This window comes from Streptomyces sp. NPDC058246, from assembly GCF_042881985.1.
In the GTDB taxonomy this organism is placed as follows: Bacteria; Actinomycetota; Actinomycetes; order Streptomycetales; family Streptomycetaceae; genus Streptomyces.
Genome location: NZ_JBHVWZ010000024.1, coordinates 62,088 through 77,881 on the forward strand (window position 1 = coordinate 62,088; position 15,794 = coordinate 77,881).

General features: G+C 71.2%; 16 protein-coding genes. 8 read left to right on the plus strand and 8 right to left on the minus strand.

Annotated elements, in window-relative coordinates; translation table 11 throughout:
* Nucleotides 1-174: 174 nt before the first annotated feature.
* On the plus strand, nucleotides 175-825 hold the full coding sequence (locus ACFVXA_RS28970; RefSeq protein ID WP_389753208.1) for a DedA family protein: 651 nt from the start codon (nucleotides 175-177) through the stop codon (nucleotides 823-825).
* A 278-nt stretch (nucleotides 826-1,103) separates the two neighbouring features.
* Here ACFVXA_RS28970 and ACFVXA_RS28975 read toward each other — a convergent pair whose 3' ends face one another.
* The gene (locus tag ACFVXA_RS28975) at nucleotides 1,104-1,616 is read right to left on the minus strand and encodes a gamma carbonic anhydrase family protein (protein WP_362027829.1); all 513 of its coding nucleotides are present in this window, start codon (nucleotides 1,614-1,616) and stop codon (nucleotides 1,104-1,106) included.
* A 156-nt stretch (nucleotides 1,617-1,772) separates the two neighbouring features.
* Between ACFVXA_RS28975 and ACFVXA_RS28980 the strand changes: the two genes are divergently transcribed.
* Nucleotides 1,773-2,570 carry an acyltransferase gene (locus tag ACFVXA_RS28980; RefSeq protein WP_362027656.1) on the plus strand — a complete coding sequence of 266 codons (798 nt, stop codon included), beginning with the start codon at nucleotides 1,773-1,775 and terminating at the stop codon, nucleotides 2,568-2,570.
* Between the two features lie 13 nt (nucleotides 2,571-2,583).
* Here ACFVXA_RS28980 and ACFVXA_RS28985 read toward each other — a convergent pair whose 3' ends face one another.
* On the minus strand, nucleotides 2,584-3,441 hold the full coding sequence (locus ACFVXA_RS28985) for an EamA family transporter (RefSeq protein WP_390027472.1): 858 nt from the start codon (nucleotides 3,439-3,441) through the stop codon (nucleotides 2,584-2,586).
* 93 nt (nucleotides 3,442-3,534) lie between these two features.
* Here ACFVXA_RS28985 and ACFVXA_RS28990 point away from each other — a divergent pair, with 93 nt between their 5' ends.
* Together ACFVXA_RS28990 and ACFVXA_RS28995 are read left to right on the plus strand one after the other, a co-directional pair.
* Nucleotides 3,535-4,107: an XRE family transcriptional regulator gene (locus tag ACFVXA_RS28990; RefSeq protein ID WP_362027652.1), complete on the plus strand. Its 573-nt coding sequence runs from the start codon at nucleotides 3,535-3,537 to the stop codon at nucleotides 4,105-4,107.
* A gap of 43 nt (nucleotides 4,108-4,150) precedes the next feature.
* Nucleotides 4,151-4,708 (plus strand): YbaK/EbsC family protein, encoded by a 558-nt coding sequence (locus ACFVXA_RS28995; protein ID WP_383748427.1) that lies wholly within the window; start codon nucleotides 4,151-4,153, stop codon nucleotides 4,706-4,708.
* Between the two features lie 211 nt (nucleotides 4,709-4,919).
* Here the strand turns inward: ACFVXA_RS28995 and ACFVXA_RS29000 are convergent, their stop codons facing one another.
* The gene (locus tag ACFVXA_RS29000) at nucleotides 4,920-6,197 is read right to left on the minus strand and encodes a cation diffusion facilitator family transporter (protein WP_383748425.1); all 1,278 of its coding nucleotides are present in this window, start codon (nucleotides 6,195-6,197) and stop codon (nucleotides 4,920-4,922) included.
* A 62-nt stretch (nucleotides 6,198-6,259) separates the two neighbouring features.
* Between ACFVXA_RS29000 and ACFVXA_RS29005 the strand changes: the two genes are divergently transcribed.
* On the plus strand, nucleotides 6,260-6,619 hold the full coding sequence (locus ACFVXA_RS29005) for an ArsR/SmtB family transcription factor (RefSeq protein WP_383906966.1): 360 nt from the start codon (nucleotides 6,260-6,262) through the stop codon (nucleotides 6,617-6,619).
* Between the two features lie 237 nt (nucleotides 6,620-6,856).
* A complete protein-coding gene (locus tag ACFVXA_RS29010; RefSeq protein WP_384024212.1) occupies nucleotides 6,857-7,705 on the plus strand; it encodes an alpha/beta fold hydrolase in 849 nt (282 codons plus the stop codon).
* Nucleotides 7,706-7,730: 25 nt separating this feature from the next.
* Here ACFVXA_RS29010 and ACFVXA_RS29015 read toward each other — a convergent pair whose 3' ends face one another.
* The 4 genes from ACFVXA_RS29015 to ACFVXA_RS29030 form a co-directional block, all read right to left on the minus strand.
* Nucleotides 7,731-8,171, minus strand: coding sequence for a GNAT family N-acetyltransferase (locus tag ACFVXA_RS29015; RefSeq protein WP_384024210.1), 441 nt, complete (start codon nucleotides 8,169-8,171; stop codon nucleotides 7,731-7,733).
* Nucleotides 8,172-8,241: 70 nt separating this feature from the next.
* On the minus strand, nucleotides 8,242-8,649 hold the full coding sequence (locus ACFVXA_RS29020) for a CoA-binding protein (protein ID WP_384024208.1): 408 nt from the start codon (nucleotides 8,647-8,649) through the stop codon (nucleotides 8,242-8,244).
* Between the two features lie 244 nt (nucleotides 8,650-8,893).
* Complete coding sequence (locus ACFVXA_RS29025; RefSeq protein WP_390027475.1) at nucleotides 8,894-10,540, minus strand: APC family permease; 1,647 nt, start codon at nucleotides 10,538-10,540, stop codon at nucleotides 8,894-8,896.
* Between the two features lie 172 nt (nucleotides 10,541-10,712).
* The gene (locus ACFVXA_RS29030; protein WP_390027478.1) at nucleotides 10,713-11,675 is read right to left on the minus strand and encodes an alpha/beta hydrolase; all 963 of its coding nucleotides are present in this window, start codon (nucleotides 11,673-11,675) and stop codon (nucleotides 10,713-10,715) included.
* Nucleotides 11,676-12,368: 693 nt separating this feature from the next.
* Here ACFVXA_RS29030 and ACFVXA_RS29035 point away from each other — a divergent pair.
* The gene (locus tag ACFVXA_RS29035) at nucleotides 12,369-13,109 is read left to right on the plus strand and encodes a hypothetical protein (protein WP_390027480.1); all 741 of its coding nucleotides are present in this window, start codon (nucleotides 12,369-12,371) and stop codon (nucleotides 13,107-13,109) included.
* Nucleotides 13,106-13,648, plus strand: a complete 543-nt coding sequence (locus ACFVXA_RS29040) for a SixA phosphatase family protein (RefSeq protein ID WP_390027483.1) — start codon at nucleotides 13,106-13,108, stop codon at nucleotides 13,646-13,648. The genes ACFVXA_RS29035 and ACFVXA_RS29040 overlap by 4 nt, the downstream gene beginning before the upstream one ends.
* Before the next feature lie 3 nt (nucleotides 13,649-13,651).
* Here ACFVXA_RS29040 and ACFVXA_RS29045 read toward each other — a convergent pair whose 3' ends face one another.
* Nucleotides 13,652-15,643, minus strand: a complete 1,992-nt coding sequence (locus tag ACFVXA_RS29045) for an amino acid transporter (protein WP_362027627.1) — start codon at nucleotides 15,641-15,643, stop codon at nucleotides 13,652-13,654.
* Nucleotides 15,644-15,794: the final 151 nt, after the last annotated feature.

A 15,794-nucleotide genomic window follows, 5' to 3' on the forward strand; every position in this document is an offset into this window, starting at 1 on the left:
CCGCCGCCCCCCCCCCCCCCCCCTGTGGGGCCCACGCCCACCCTCCCCGCGCGGGGCCCCGGGTGGCCCCCCCCCCCCCGGCGGCGCCGGCTCGGCGGCCGGGGGGGCGCCCGGGCCGGCCCCACGCCGGGAATGCACCGGCAATGCAGGTACGCGAAACGGGAGGAACCGGCGTTGCACGTCCAGGACTGGCTCGAGACGGTGCCCGCGGTCAGCATCTACGCGCTGGTGGGCCTGGTCATCGGCCTGGAAAGCCTGGGCATCCCGTTGCCGGGCGAGATCATCCTGGTCTCGGCGGCCCTGCTCTCCTCGCAGCACTCGGGCATCAACCCGGTCGTCCTCGGGGCGTGCGCCAGCCTCGGTGCGATCGTGGGTGACTCCATCGGCTATGCCATCGGCCGCAGGGGCGGACGCCCTCTGCTGGCCTGGCTCGGCGCCAAGTTCCCCAGGCACTTCAGTGAAGGCCACGTCGCCACCGCCGAGCGCTCGTTCCAGAAGTGGGGCATGTGGGCGGTCTTCTTCGGCCGCTTCATCGCCCTGTTGCGGATCTTCGCGGGACCGCTCGCGGGTGTGCTGCGGATGCCGTACTGGAAGTTCCTGATCGCCAACGTGCTCGGCGGCGTCATCTGGGCCGGTGGCACGACCGCGGTCATCTACTACGTGGGTGTCGTCGCCGAGTCCTGGCTGAAGCGGTTCTCCTGGCTCGGGCTGGTGGCGGCGGTGCTCATCGGGCTCGCTTCGATGCTGGTCGTTCGCCGGAAGGCGAAGAAGGCCACGTCGGCGCACGAGACGGCGGAGCCTGAGCCCGTACCGGCGGCCGAGTAGTTTCCGCCGGTTCGCTCCACCGACTTCCGCGGGTTCGCTCCACCGACTTCCGCGGGTTCGCTCCACCGACTTCCGCGGGTTCGCTCCACCGACTTCCGCCGGTTCGCTCCACCGACTTCCGCCGGTTCGCTCCACCGACTTCCGCCGGTTCGCTCCGCCGACCACCGCGGGTCGTCCTGGCACCGCGCGCCGTTGGTGGCTGGTCGCGCCCCCGTGGTGAGCCGCATGACGTGACAGCCCCGCGCTCCTTAGAGGCGCACCCCTTGCAGGCGCACCCCTTACCCGGCGCTGTGCGCGTTCCGATGCGCCTTCGCCAGCTCCACGTACAACGTGCCGTTGAGCGAGATGCCCTTACGCTCCTCGTCGGTCAGTTGGCGCTTGACCTTGGCGGGGACTCCGGCGACGAGGGAGCCCGGCGGGACCTGCATCCCCTGCGGCACCAGGGCCTGCGCGGCCACCAGTGAACCGGCCCCGATCACGGCCCCGTTGAGCACGGTGGCGCCCATGCCGATCAGGCAGTCGTCCTCGACGGTGGCGCCGTGCACCACGGCGTTGTGCCCGATGGAGACCCGCTCACCGACGGAGATGGGGAATCCGGGGTCCACGTGAAGGCTGCAATTGTCCTGGACGTTGCTGTCGGCGCCGATGACGATCGGACCGCAGTCGGCGCGCAGCACCGCGCCGTACCAGACGCTCGCGCCCTCGTGCAGCGTGACCTCCCCGATGACCACGGACGTCGGCGCGGCGAACGCCTCGGGGTCCACCTGCGGATCCTTGCCGCCGATTCCCATGATCAGCGCCTGCTGCGTCGTCACCGTCTCACCATCTCGTCGTCCGGTCGTCGTTCGGTACACCGGCACCGTATGCCATCGCCGACCGCTCCGGTGGGGCGAAGATCACAGCCGTACGACCGTATCGGCGCACCGCGTGCTGAGTACCGTGAGCGGGTGCCCAAGCGCAAGAACACGTTCTCATCATGGCGGCGCCGCCTCGCGCAGCGCGCCGTCCACGCGGGCTGGGCCTGGGTGCAGCGCACGGGTGCCGTCACGGCCGAGCACCCCGGGCGGCTCCGCTTCGGCGCGATGGGAACAGGTACCAGACTGGCCTTCCCGCTCGGCACGGTCTTCGGCGAACCCTGGATCCACCTCGGCGACCACTGCATCGTCGGCGAGCAGGTCACCCTGACCGCCGGCCTGATGCCCGACCTCGACCTCGGCCCCGACCCGATCCTGCGGATCGGCGACGGCGTCGTGCTCGGCCGCGGCAGCCACGTCATCGCCGACACGACGGTCACCATCGGCAGCGACTGCTACTTCGGGCCGTACGTCTACGTCACTTCCACGAACCACTCGTACGACGATCCGCACGAGCCCATCGGCAAGCAGTGGCCGCGGATGGAACCGGTGGAGATCGGGCCCGGCTGCTGGATCGGGACCGGGGCGGTGATCCTGCCGGGGGCGCGGATCGGGCGGAACGTCGTGGTCGCGGCCGGTGCGGCGGTACGCGGCACGGTGCCCGACCACTCGGTCGTGGCGGGCGCACCGGCACGCGTCGTGCGGCGCTGGGACCCGGTGGACGGGTGGCAGCCGCCGCTGCGGACACCGGCGCCGGTGCCGATTCCCGACGGGGTGACGCCGGAGCAGTTGCTCGCCCTGTCGGGAATGGACGAGGAGACCGCGGCGCGCCTGGCGGAGTTGGACCTCGATGCCGAGGGTGCCTCCGGGGACGTACGCGCCGAGTCCTGAGGCCCTCCCGAGCTCAGCCCGTCGCCAGCAGTACCGTGCCGACCAGCGCCAGTCCCGCTCCCGCGGCCTGTACTCCGCGCAGGCGTTCGCTGAGGATGCCGCGCGCGGCCAGGGCCGTGACCACCGGATAGAGGGAGGCGAGGACGGCGGCGACGGTGACCGGGCCGTGCTGGGCGGCGACCGAGTACGTGCCGTTGGCCGCGACATCGGCGAGGCCGACGAAGGCGAGCGCGGGGAGGGAGCCCCAGGGGAAACCGCCCTCGGGGAGGGCGTCGGCGCCCCGCTTCACGGCGACGTACAGCGCGGCGCCACCGGTGACGACGTTGGTGACGCGCTGGACGAACAGGGCGACGAACAGTCCGGTGACCGACGACGACGCCTCCGCGATCAGCGCGAACACGGTGCCGAAGCCGAGCGCCGCGATCAGCGTGAGGAAGATCGCCTGCCGCTGCACGGGGGCGCCGCGCAGCTGCGGGCCGCCCGCGAGGACGACGCCCACCACGGCGATCGCGATCCCCGCGAGCTGGGTGAGGCCGGGGCGCTCTCCGAGGACCAGACCCACGGTGATGGGGACGGCCACGGCGAGCGAGCCGAGCGGGGAGACGACACCCATCGGGCCCAGGGCGAGCGCCTTGTAGAAGGACAGCAGCGCGATCGGACCCACCAGTCCCGCGGCGAACGCGAACCACAGCTGCGGTCCGGCCGCGCTCCAGCCGCCGGTGGCGACCACGATCGCGCCCAGCACCACCGCCGCGATCGACTGGGAGGCGACCACCACGGTCAGCGCGGGCGTACGTCGGGTCAGCAGTCCTCCGCCGAAGTCGGCCAGGCCCCACAGGAGGCTGGTGGCCAGGGCGAAGAGTGCTGTCACGGGGTGCCTCGCAGTACAGTTCGGTGAACGATCGGGTGCACCACACAATAGTTCACCTGATTGAACTCTGTCATCCAGAATATTGGACGGAATGTGTCGGATCTCGACCTGCTGACTCAGTCCCTGGCACGCAACGTGAAGCGCTGGCGCGGCGAGCGCGGTTTCACGTTGGACGCGCTCGCCGCTCGCGCCGGAGTCAGCCGCGGCATGCTCATCCAGATCGAACAGGCCAGGACCAACCCCAGCCTCGGCACCGTCGTCAAGATCGGCGACGCACTCGGCGTCAGCATCACCACCCTCCTCGACTACGAGCAGGGCCCCAAGGTCCGGATCGTCCCGGCCGAGCAGGCCGTACGGCTGTGGCACACCGACGCGGGCAGCTACAACCGCCTCCTCGCGGGCACCGAGGCGCCGGGGCCCCTGGAGATGTGGGACTGGCGGCTCATGCCGGGCGAGGGCAGCCCCTCCGACCCGCACCCCACCGGCACGGTCGAACTCGTCCACGTCATGGCGGGCGAGCTGACCCTCACGGTCGACGGCGTGGCGCACCGCGTCCCGACGGGTGCGAGCGCCTCCTTCGAGGCCAACACCCCGCACACGTACGGCAATGACGGCGACGTGCCGGTCGAAATGGTCATGGCGGTGTCCGTCCCGCTCGTCCACTGAGACACCGGGCGGGTCGCAGTGGCACGGCTGTTAGCGTGCGGTCATGCGCGCACCCATCGGACACTTCGACCACGCCACGGCCGCCCCCGACTGCCTCGACGAGCTCACCCGCCCGGTCGCCGACGCCGTGCGCGACTGGCGGGGCAGCATCCCCGCAGACCAGATCGTCTACGTCGACACGGACCCGGAGTGGGCCGACACCGCGACCTTCGTCGAGCACTACGGCCGGGAGCTGCTCGACCAGTCCGCCAACTGCGTGGTCGTCGCGGGCAAGCGCGGCGGCGAGACCACGCTCGCCGCGTGTGTCGTCCTCTCCACCACCCGCGTCGACGTGAACGGCGTCGTGCGTCGCGGGCTCGGCGCCCGCAAGGCCTCGTTCGCACCGATGGACATGGCGACCGGCGAGACCGGCATGGAGTACGGCGGCATCACACCGATCGGACTCCCGGGCGACTGGGCCGTGTTGGTCGACTCGGCCGTCGTCGAGCTGCCGTACGTCCTGGTGGGCAGTGGCCGACGGCGCGGGAAGCTCCTGGTACCGGGAAAGGCGTTCGCGGAACTGCCGAACGCTGTGGTGTTGGAAGGGCTGGGCCTCGCCTGACTTCGGCCGCGGTGGCGGGGGGGCGGGGGGTGTGCAGGCAGGGAGGGGCGGCTGTGCGTGGCCGCAAGGGGGTGCGCCGTGAATGCGTGCCGAGGCGGTCGTCTGTGCGTGGCTGCCGGGAGGGTTCGTTGTACGTGCGTGCCACGCGTGGCCTCCGTGAAAGTGCGCTGTGTGCGTCCCGGTGCCGGTCACGTGGGGGTCCCGGCGCCGGTCAGGCCGCCGTGTGATGGGCCAGTGCCAGATGCGGGTCGGTCTCGCCCGGCGCCGGTGCCGGATCCGCGTGGACCAGGGCCGCGGTGAGCTTCGGTACGGCGTGCAGCAGGGCGTGTTCGGCCTCGACCGCGATGCGGTGGGCCTGGCGCACGCTCACCTCGCCGTCGACCACGACCGCCACCTCGGCCCGCAGCCGATGCCCGATCCACCGCAGCCGCAGCTCGCCCACGTCACGCACCCCCGTGACCTCCCGCAGTGCCCGCTCGGCCCGGTCCACCAACTCCGGTTCGACGGCGTCCATCACGCGCCGGAAGACCTCGCGGGCGGCATCGCGCAGCACCAGCACGATCGCCGCCGTGATCGCCAACCCCACCAGCGGGTCGGCGAGTTGCCACCCGAGCGCCGCGCCGCCCGCGCCCACCAGCACGGCCAGTGACGTGAACCCGTCCGTACGGGCGTGCAGTCCGTCCGCGACCAGCGCGGCGGAGCCGATCTCGCGGCCGACGCGGATGCGGTGCCGGGCGACCCACTCGTTGCCGAGGAAGCCGATGAACGCGGCCACCGCGACGACCGGGAGGTGCCGCACCGGGCGCGGGTCGAGCAGTCGGTCGACCGCCGTCCAGGCCGCGAAGGTCCCGGACGCGGCGATGGTCAGCACGATCACGATGCCGGCGAGGTCCTCCGCCCTTCCGTAGCCATAGGTGAAGCGCCGCGTCGCCGCGCGGCGGCCCAGTACGAAGGCGATCCCGAGCGGCACGGCCGTCAGCGCGTCGGCGGCGTTGTGCACGGTGTCGCCGAGCAGCGCGACCGATCCCGACAGCACGACAACGACCGCCTGTGCCAGGGCTGTTGCGCCGAGGACGGCCAACGAGACCCAGAGTGCCCGCATGCCCCGGGCCGACGACTCCAGCGCGGAGTCGAGTTTGTCGGCGGTTTCGTGCGAGTGGGGAGTGAGGAGGTGGCGCAGGCGACTCGCGAGACCGGAGTGCGGGCGGGCGTGCGGGTGGTTGTGCCCGTGGGGCTGGTGGGGCTGGTGGGGCCGGTGGGTGCGGTCGCGCCCGTCCGGTTCCTCGACTTCGTCGTGACGAAGGTCGTGATGAAGGTCGTGGTGAAGCTCGTGGTGAAGGTATCCGTGTTCGTGGCGATGCTCGCCGTGGTGGTGCGGGTCTTCGTGGCCGTGCGGGGCGTGGCGGGGCCCAGCGTCGTACGCGGGATCCTGGCCGTGCCGGCGACCGTCCGCGCTGCCCTGGCCGTGCTCATGGTGGTGGTCGCTCACGTGGGGCCCCTTCCGATGCGCGGGAGTGGACGTGTCGGCGTCCATGGAGCCATTATGTGCGTATGAGCGCACGCATGCACCTATCACCTGCGCATGATGCGCACCCGCGTAGCCCCGGCGAGGAACAGTTCGCGCTCGCTGCCGAACTCCTCGCCCTCTTGGGCGACCGCACCCGCCTCGCGCTGCTGCACACCCTGACCGGCGGCGAGGCCGATGTCACCACGCTCACGGAGGCATGCGGTGCCGCGCGCCCGGCGGTCAGCCAGCATCTGGCGCGGCTGCGTCTCGCCGGGCTCGTGAACACCAGGAAGGAGGGGCGCCGGGTGATCTACGCACTCGGCGACGGCCATCTGCGCCGGGTGGTCGACGAGGCGCTGAGCCTGGCCGACCACCGCATCACGGACCGGCCCGCGCACGACTGAAAAGGGTGAACGTGTGTTCGCGGGCGTATCGGGCCACGCTCCTCGCGGGACCTGGCGGGGAGCGTGCGCGGCTTGGCCTCGGACGGGGTGGGGGCGTGTGCGGCTTGGCCTCGGACGGGGTGGGAGCGTGCGCCGCTGCCGCTGCCGCTGCCGCTGCCGCTGCCGCTGCCGCACGTCGCTGTCGCGCGTCGCGCAAACCGCTTGCCGTGATCGTCAGGCCGTCATGAGGATGGGGCCATGCCGACCCTCACCGCATCCGACGGGACCGAACTCGCCTATCACGTAAGGGGCCAGGGTGAGCCGCTGCTCTGCCTCCCCGGTGGGCCGATGCGTGCCTCCGCCTACCTCGGCGATCTCGGCGGACTGGCGCGGCACCGCCGGCTGGTCATGCTCGACCTGCGCGGCACCGGCGACTCCGGTATCCCGGCCGACCCGGCGACGTACCGCTGCGACCGGCAGATCGGTGACGTCGAGGCGCTCCGGGCGCATCTCGGGCTGGAGCAGGTCGACCTGCTCGCCCACTCGGCGGGCGCCGATCTCGCCCTCCTCTACGCGGCCCGGCACCCCCAGCGCATCCGCACCCTCACGCTGATCACCGGCCGCGCGCGGGCCCTCGGCATCGACTTCACCGAGGAGCACCGCAGGGAGGCGGCCGCCCTGCGCAAGACCGAGCCGTGGTTCGAGAGCGCGCACGAGGCCTACGAACGGGTCTGGGCCGGTACCGCGAGCGACCCGGACTGGGACGCCATCGCCCCGTTCTTCTACGGCCGTTGGGACGCCGCTGCCCGCGCGCACGCCGCGACCGACGTCGAACAGACCAACGAGGAGGCCGCGGAGCGGTACGCGGCCCCCGATGCCTTCCGCCCCGACGAAGCCCGTGCGGCTGTCGCCGCCTGGGACGCGCGGGTGCTGCTCCTCGTGGGCGCGCTGGACAGCGGGCCGCTGCCACGTGTCGCCGCGGCCATCGCGGAGCTGTTCCCCCGGGCCGAGGTGACCGTTCAGCCGGACACCGGCCATTTCCCCTGGGTCGACGATCCGGACGGCTTCAGTGAGACCGTCGCCGCCTTCCTCGACCGGCGGAAGTGACGGCGACCGGCGACCGGCGGCCTGCTCAGGCGAGCCGCAGGTCGACCCACTCGGCGGTCTCGCCCGGCAGCACATAGCGCTCGATCTCGGCGAACCCGTGCTTGAACGCGAACCGCAGTCCGTCCTCATTCGCTGCCAGCACGACGGTCTCGATCACCCCGGCGCCCAGCTCACGCGCCTGATCGAGGCCGCGTACGTACAACTCCTCGCCGAACCCCTGACCACGGTGTTCGGCGAGCACGCGCGCGATCACCGTGGCCGTGGCGGTGTCGTCCGTGGGTGGACGCACTGTCGTGCACCCCACCAGGACGTCGCCGAGATAGGCGACCTCCAGGAGGTTCCGCCGGACGCGTTCGCGCACGTCGTCGAGCGACATGGCGGCGGGCGGGACGATCACGTTGTGGACATGCTGCCAGTCCTTGAGACGGGCTTCGTCGTCCGGCTGTTCTATACGGAGGGTAGGCACGGTGAGCAGGAAACCCGTGGGGCTCACGGGACGTCAACCGCTTTTGCCCACAGGCCGACGGCAGGTCGGCTCAGCCGAGCCGTGGGATCTCGATGGCCGGGCAGCGGTCCATCACCATGTCGAGCCCGGCGGCCCGCGTCCGGTCGTACGCGGCTTCGTCGATGACGTCCAGCTGGAACCAGACGGCCTTGGCACCGACGGCGGCGGCTTCGTCGGCGATGGGTCCGGCGAGGTCGCTGTTGACGAACACGTCGACGACATCGACGTCGAAGGGGATGTCCGCGAGCGTGGCGTAGCCCTTCTCCCCGTGGACGGTCTCGGCCTTCGGGTGCACGGGCACGATGCGCTTGCCGTAGCGCTGAAGGACGTCGGCGACTCCGTATGCCGCACGGCGCTGGTTCGAGGAGAGGCCGACGACGGCCCAGGTGTCGCCGAGTTCCGTGAGGATCTTGCGGATCGTTGCCGGGTCGCCGTACACGGTCGGCCTCCTTGGAGTCTCTGTCGGTGCTGTCCGTCCAGCGGGGCAACAGCGCGGGGCGGGCGGCCATTCCCGGGGTGAGATCCGTGCGCCCGAGGCGGGCCTGGTCCCGTCCACGGGACGCCCGGCAGAGACAGCGGCGCGGCCGCACGCAACGGCGTGGTCCCCACTCACTGCCGGCGCGCCTGTTCTCCGGGAGTGCGTCGCGCTGTGCGGCGGTGTGCTCGGTCATCCGGGACGCGGGTCAGTGGATGTCGGCTTCCTCCGGGACGATCACCTCGTCGACCATCCGCTGGATCTGCTCGGCCGGCAGAGCCACCGCCATCGCCCAGTAGTAGATGGCGAGGCTGAACGCCGCCACGACGGCCATGTCCCACCAGAGGGGGAACCAGGGGTGCTTGAGCGGCCCGAAGTCGCTGGCGTAGACGATGAGGCCCATGCCGATCAGGTAGACGGGCAGCCACTGCGCCGCCCGCAGATCGAGCTGCGGCGTGATCGGGTTCATGTTGAAGACCCGGTTGGCGACGAGGATGACGTAGCCGATGAGAATCGCGACGCCCAGCTTCCAGTCGGTGGCCCAACCGGACCAGAGGATCAGGAAGTTGGCGACGACGAAGGCCAGCGGCGACATCCAGGAACCGCCGGGCAGGCGGTAGGGCCGGTCGGCGTTCGGCAGACGGTTGCGGAAGACGCCGAAGGACAGCGGCGCACCGGCGTACATCAGCACGCTGGCGCTCGTGATCAGCCCCACCAGCGACTGCCAGCTCGGGAACGGAAGGAAGCAGACGCAGCCGGTCACGAAGGCGGCGATGAGACCCGGCCAGGGCACTCCGCTCCGGGTGGTCTTCTCGAAGACCGACGGCACATAGCCGTTGCGGCTGAGTCCGTAGGAGACCCGAGAGGACCCGGTGATGTAGATCAGGCCCGTACCGGCGGGGGAGACCACCGCGTCGAGATAGAGGACCGCGGCCAGCCAGCCCAGGCTGAGGAGCGTGGCGAGTTGGGCGAACGGCCCGGTGAGGGTGTTGAACGCGGCGGTGGTCCAGGTTCCTTGGACCTGTGAGGCGGGAAGCGCGGCGAGGAAGACGACTTGCAGCAGGATGTAGATGATCGCGCCGACCACGATGGAGCCGATCACCGCGCGCGGGATGTCGCGTTTCGGGTTCGAACTCTCCCCGGCGAGCTGATCGGCCTGTTCGAAGCCCAGCAACGCGAAGATGATCCCGCTTGTGGACACCGCGGCCAGGATGCCCTTCGCGCCGTACGGGTTGAACCCGTCCGCGGCGGTGAAGTTGCTCCCGTGGAACTGGATGATGGCGAACACGAAGATCGTCAGCAGCGGGACGCCGACCTTCCACCACGTCGCCGCGCTGTTGGTCCGTGCCAGCAGCCGGATGCTGAGGAAGTTGATGGCGGTGACGACCGCCATCAGTCCGACCGCGACGGCGATCCCGGACGCGGTCAGAATGTCCTGGCCGCCCTTGATCTCCAGCCAGCCTCTCGCCCACGAGTAGTGCTGGCCGTACGTGATCATCGCCAGCACCTCGATCGGTGCCACCGTGGCCGCCTGGAGCCAGGAGAACCATCCGAACGAGGCTCCCGCGGCTCCGCCGAACGCGTAGTGCGGGAACCGGGCCGTACCACCGGAGACCGGATACATCCCGCCGAGCTCCGCGTGCACCAGCGCCAGGATCAGGATCGCGACGCTGCCGATGACCCACGAGATGATCGCGGCGGGCCCGGCCACTCCCAGCGCCTTCTGCGCGCCGAACAGCCAGCCGGATCCGATGATCGACCCCTCGGATGCCCAGATCAGACCCACGAAGCCGACCTCGCGCCTCAGGCCGGGCCGGCCGTCGCGCGTGTCGGGTGCCGCTTCGGATACGCCCATGACCCACACCCCTTCACTCAAGGTGAGGCGCATCTTCACTCAAGGTGAGGCGCGTCACAAATCGTATCTCTTCGCCCGTCGTCCGTCACTCCGTGCATCAGCCCGCCGGGCCCGGCGGGCTGATGCACGGAGTGACGTGGGGAAGTGTGGGCGGTGCGCGGTGTCTGTCGTGTCAGTTGCCGTGCAGCGCGGTGCGCAGCGTGCCGACGGTCATCGTGATCGCGGCCTCGGCAGCCTGGGTCTCGCGCAGGGCGTCGAGCATCACGAAGTCGTGGATGATGCCTTGGTGGCGAACGGCGGTGACGGGGACTCCGGCCTGGCGGAGTTTGTTGGCGTAGGCCTCGCCCTCGTCGCGCAGGACGTCGGCCTCGCCGGTGATGACGAGGGCCGGGGGGAGTCCGGTGAGCTGGTCGGTGGTGGCGCGCAGCGGGGAGGCGGTGATCTGCTCGCGGTCGGTCTCGTCGGTCGTGTACTGGTCCCAGAACCACTGCATGCCGTCGCGGCGCAGGTAGTAGCCGGTGGCGAACTGGTGGTAGGAGGCGGTGTCGAAGTTCGCGTCGGTGACGGGGTAGAACAGCACCTGCTGGACCAAGGGCACGTCGCCGCGTTCCTTGGCCATCAGAGTGAGGGCGGCGGTCATGTTGCCGCCGACCGAGTCGCCGGCCACGGCCAGGCGGGAGCCGTCCAGATTCTTGGATGTGCCCTGCTCGACGACCCACTGGGCGACCGTGTAGTTCTGCTCGATGGCGACGGGGTAGCGGGCTTCGGGTGAGAGGTCGTATTCGGGGAACACGACGGCGGCGTTGGCGCCGACGGCGAGTTCGCGTACCAGGCGGTCGTGGGTGTGGGCGTTCCCGAAGACCCAGCCCGCGCCGTGGATGTAGAGGATGACCGGCAGGGTCCCTTCCGCTCCGGCGGGCTTGACGATGCGGGCTCGGACACTGCCGGTGGGGCCGCCGGGGACGGTGATCCACTCCTCGTCGACGGCGGGCTTCTCGATGTCGCCGGACTGCAACTCGTCGAGTGCCTTGCGGCCCTCGGCGGGCGGCAGGTCGAAGAGGTAGGGCGGGTTGGCGGTGGCCTCCGTGAACGCGGCTGCCGCGGGCTCCAGGACCGGCTGGACGGCGTCTGACATGTGGCTCTCCTTGGTACTTGTGGTCCGCCGGTCTCCTCGGCGAGCTGACGCGACTCCTGGATCGGGCAAGGAGATCTGCGGGGTCGGCGACAACCACGCCAAGAACGTGCGGACAGTGGGAATCCACCGGGACACGAGGATGATCGGGCTCGAAACGGCCCGAGGGTGGAACAGTCGCGGGCCACAGGGGTCCGGGCCTGTACGTCACATACGTCACATACGTCACACGGAAAAGCCCGCCTGGAATTGGGTTCGGTTCAGCGGGGCCGCGGTCATCGCGTTTCCCCGATTGTCTCCCGGCCGCCACCGGCCTCGCAAAGGGAACTCCGGTGAGGTCCAGGCGCGTCACTGTCGGTCGCCGACCGGCCGCCGCCCGATTGCGCCGAGGTGGCACCGAGGCTGCCGGAGTATCCGCGGCGGAGACCGCCGGGGACCTCGGACGTCCGACCGAGACAGCCAGGGTCCGTAGTGGTCGAGGCCCCCGCAGATCGCCGGGAACCGCGGCGGTCGAGGTCGTCGTTTGGGCTGAGAACCGTGGCAGTCGAGGTCGTCGCAGACCGCTGGGGACTGCAGCTGTCGAGGTCGTCGCCGACCCCCGAGGTCGTCCGACGGGGGCCACCTGAATCACGTACGCATGTCCGGAATGGGTCCCACCTCCCTGCGCCCGGCCTCCGGCCCGCCTACGCTCACCCCGTGCTCCGTATCATCGACGCCCGAACGGGCGAGCCCACCGACGCCGCCCGCGCCCGACGCAGCCCCGTCCGCGTGCACGCACGCGCGTCCAAGTACGACACCACGGGTCTGCGGGTGCTCCTCGTCGCCGACGTCCTGGTACGGGCCCTGGAACTGGGCGGAACACCCGTCTGGCCGACCTTGAGCGGTACAGCGGACCAGGCGGACCTCCGGGCGGGCGCCGCGGCGCTCGGCATCCGGCCGTTCGAGGACCACCACGACACCGCGACCGGCCCGGGCGAGCCGCGGACCATCCACGTACTCGGCCCGGACGCCAAGGAGGACGACACGAGGAGCGGCGCGGCGGCAAGCGGCGTGCGCGTCGAGGTGGCGCCCGTCGAAGAACCGGGCGGCACCGGTCCCGCGGATCCCACCGTCCTGCGGCTCGCCCTGCTCACCCACCGCAGGGACGAGCCCGTGCGGCTCGACGCGGCCACCCTGGCGGGCGCCGACGAGACGCTCACGCGCTGGCGCGCCGCGGTCGCCGGCTGGGCGACCCGGCCGTCCCGGCCCGTCCCCGACGACGTCCGCCAACGGCTCCGCGACGCCTGGGAGGACGACTTGGACGTCCCCGCGGTGCTGAGCGTGCTGCGCTGGGTGGAGACGTCCGACGTTCCGGAGGGCGCACGCTTCGAGACGTACGCCTACGCGGACCGTCTCCTGGGGCTCGAACTCACCCGGCAGATCGGGGCGTCGCTGTGACGGCGCGCCACGGCGCCGGACCGCTGCGCAGACTCGTCGTCCTGCGGCACGCCAAGTCCGCCTGGCCCGAGGGAGTGTCCGACCACGAGCGGCCGCTCGCGCCACGCGGCCGCCGCGACGCCCCGGCGGCCGGGCGCGCCCTCGCCGAGGCCGACTGCCTGCCGGACCTCGCGCTGTGCTCCACCGCCGTACGCGCCCGCCAGACCTGGGAACTGGCCGCGGAGCAGTGGGGCACCCCGCCCCCCGTACGGCTCGACGAGCGGCTGTACGCGGCGGACGTACCGGAGTTGCTGGCGGCCGTGCGCGAAGCCCCGGACCAGGTGGGGACGTTGCTGCTGATCGGGCACAACCCGGGCCTCGAGGAGCTGGTCCTCGATCTGGCCGGGGACGGCCTCGACGACGCGCTGGACCACGTACGGACCAAGTTTCCGACCTCGGCCGTCGCGGTCCTCGCCTGGCACGGCAGCAGCTGGCGGGAACTCGCCCCCGGCACGGCCCTGTTGACGGACGTGGCGGTGCCGAGGGGCAAGAAGGGCTGAGCGTCAGCCGACGTGCACCCGGGGCCTGCGCTCCGGCTCGGGCTCGGCGCGGCGGAGCACCTCGCGGGTGACCGGCGCGACCTCGCCGTCGCCGAAGACGAGGAAGCGCACGAGGTGGCTGAGCGGGTTGCCCTCGGTCCAGTTGAAGTAGGCGTTCGGAACCCGGCCGGTGCGGTCGCGCAGCTGCATGAGGACGGCGGCGATCGTGTTCGGCACGGTCGCGCCCTCCACTCGCAGCCTGCGCACGCCGTGTTTCTCGTCGCCGTGCACCGCCAGGTCGGCCGTGAAGTCCGAGGAGTCCGTCACGAAGACCTCCAGGAACAGCACCGGGCGGCCGTCGGGGATGTGGGTGTGCTCGCGCTGGTTGTACTCCTTGGCGCGGTACTCCCGGCGGCTGTGCTCCTGCGGCTCGTTCGCGATCAGTTGCAGGGGGCCGCTCGCCGCGGCCTCGTCGATGAACCGCGCCGCCGCCTCGTCGAAGGTGACGTCCGCGGCGCGCAGTTCGAAGGCGCGGCGCACCCGCGACGCGAAGGAGGTGATCAGGATCGCGAGGATGAAGATCAGCGCGATCTTGATGCCGTCCGGCCGCTCGATCACATTGGTGACCAGGGTGTATCCGAAGACCGCGGTGATCGCGCCGAAGCCGATCGCGGCGGCCCGCCGGCCCCGCTTGTGCACGGCGACCGTCGAGGCGAACGACGCGGAGAGCATCAGGACCAGCACGCCGGTCGCGTACGCGCCGCTCTGGTCGTCGACGTTCGCGTTGAACCACAGGGTGATGAACACCGCGGCCGCCATGAAGACCAGGACCAGCGGACGCACGGCGCGGGTCCACTCCGGGGCCATGCCGTAGCGCGGCAGATAGCGCGGTACGAGATTGAGGAGCCCGGCGAGCGCGGACGCGCCCGCGAACCAGAGGATGGCGATGGTCGAGATGTCGTAGACCGTGCCGAAGGCCTCGCCCAGGTGCTGGTGCGCGAGATACGCGAGGGCCCGTCCGTTCGCCGCGCCACCGGTCTTGAACTCGTCCTGAGGGATCAGGATCGTCGTCGCCAGGCTGGACAGCAGCAGGAATCCGCTCATGATCACGGCAGCCGTGGTGAGCAGCTTGCGAGTGTCGCGGATGCGGCCCGTCGGCTTCGCGTGCGTGTCCGTCGGCTCGCCCTTGACCTGCGGCATCACCGCCACGCCCGTCTCGAAGCCGGACATGCCGAGCGCCAGCTTGGGGAAGACGAGGAGCGCCACGGCGATCATCGCGAGCGGCGAGGAGTGCTCGGCCGTCATCGCGTCCGTCCAGTTGCCGATCCTGACCGGGTGGCTCAGCACCTCCCAGGCGGCGACGGCCAGCACGACGACATTAAGTGTGAGATACGTCGCCACCAGCGCCACGGCGATGCCGATGGCCTCCTTGAAGCCCTTCAAGAAGACGGCACCGAGGGCGGCGACCAGGACGAGGGTGATCCAGGTGTTGGCGTGCTGCATCCAGTGCGGAGCGAAAGGATTCTCCACGACGTGCGCGGCAGCGTCGGCGCCCGACAGCGTGATGGTGATCATGAAGTCGGTGGCGGCGAATCCGAGCAGCACGAGTACGAAGATCTTCCCCGCCCACCAGGGCAGCAGCCGCTCCAGCATCGCGATCGAGCCCTCGCCGTGCGGGCTCTCGTGCGCGACGCGACGGTAGACCGGCAGCGCGCCGAGCAGGGTCAGCGCGATCAGCACCAGGGTGGCGAGCGGGGACAGCAGGCCGGCCGCGAGTGCGGCGATACCCGGCTGGTAGCCGAGGGTGGAGAAGTAGTCGACGCCGGTCAGACACATCACCCGCCACCACTTGTGGCCCTGGTGCTCGGCGTCCGGGGTGGCGTGCGGGCCCGGGTGACGGGCCGACCGCTCGCTCAAGCCCTCCAGGAGCCAGGCCCGCCAGCGGGGCGTGGCAGCGGAGGGCCCCGGTTCGTCGGGTTCGGAGGCGTCCTTACTCTCCACCTGGGTGCCGGTCATGCTGCGATCTCCCTGCGATCGGTCGGGCCCCACGGGGCCGATGGTCCGGCCTGGGGCGGTCTGGCCTGGGGCCTTTGGGCAACGAGGAGCGAGTATCCACCACCGCGCCGCCCGCCCCGCTGCCGGGGCAGCCGTACGGCGAACCGGCGTG

What these genes read in the sequence shown, in the direction of transcription:
- ACFVXA_RS29045 (WP_362027627.1), bottom strand. Translation starts at nt 15,643, where the DNA reads ATGACCGGCACCCAGGTGGAGAGTAAGGACGCCTCCGAACCCGACGAA.
- ACFVXA_RS29030 (WP_390027478.1), bottom strand. Translation starts at nt 11,675, where the DNA reads ATGTCAGACGCCGTCCAGCCGGTCCTGGAGCCCGCGGCAGCCGCGTTC.
- ACFVXA_RS29025 (WP_390027475.1), bottom strand. Translation starts at nt 10,540, where the DNA reads ATGGGCGTATCCGAAGCGGCACCCGACACGCGCGACGGCCGGCCCGGC.
- ACFVXA_RS28995 (WP_383748427.1), top strand. Translation starts at nt 4,151, where the DNA reads ATGCGCGCACCCATCGGACACTTCGACCACGCCACGGCCGCCCCCGAC.
- ACFVXA_RS29010 (WP_384024212.1), top strand. Translation starts at nt 6,857, where the DNA reads ATGCCGACCCTCACCGCATCCGACGGGACCGAACTCGCCTATCACGTA.
- ACFVXA_RS29005 (WP_383906966.1), top strand. Translation starts at nt 6,260, where the DNA reads ATGAGCGCACGCATGCACCTATCACCTGCGCATGATGCGCACCCGCGT.
- ACFVXA_RS28975 (WP_362027829.1), bottom strand. Translation starts at nt 1,616, where the DNA reads ATGGGAATCGGCGGCAAGGATCCGCAGGTGGACCCCGAGGCGTTCGCC.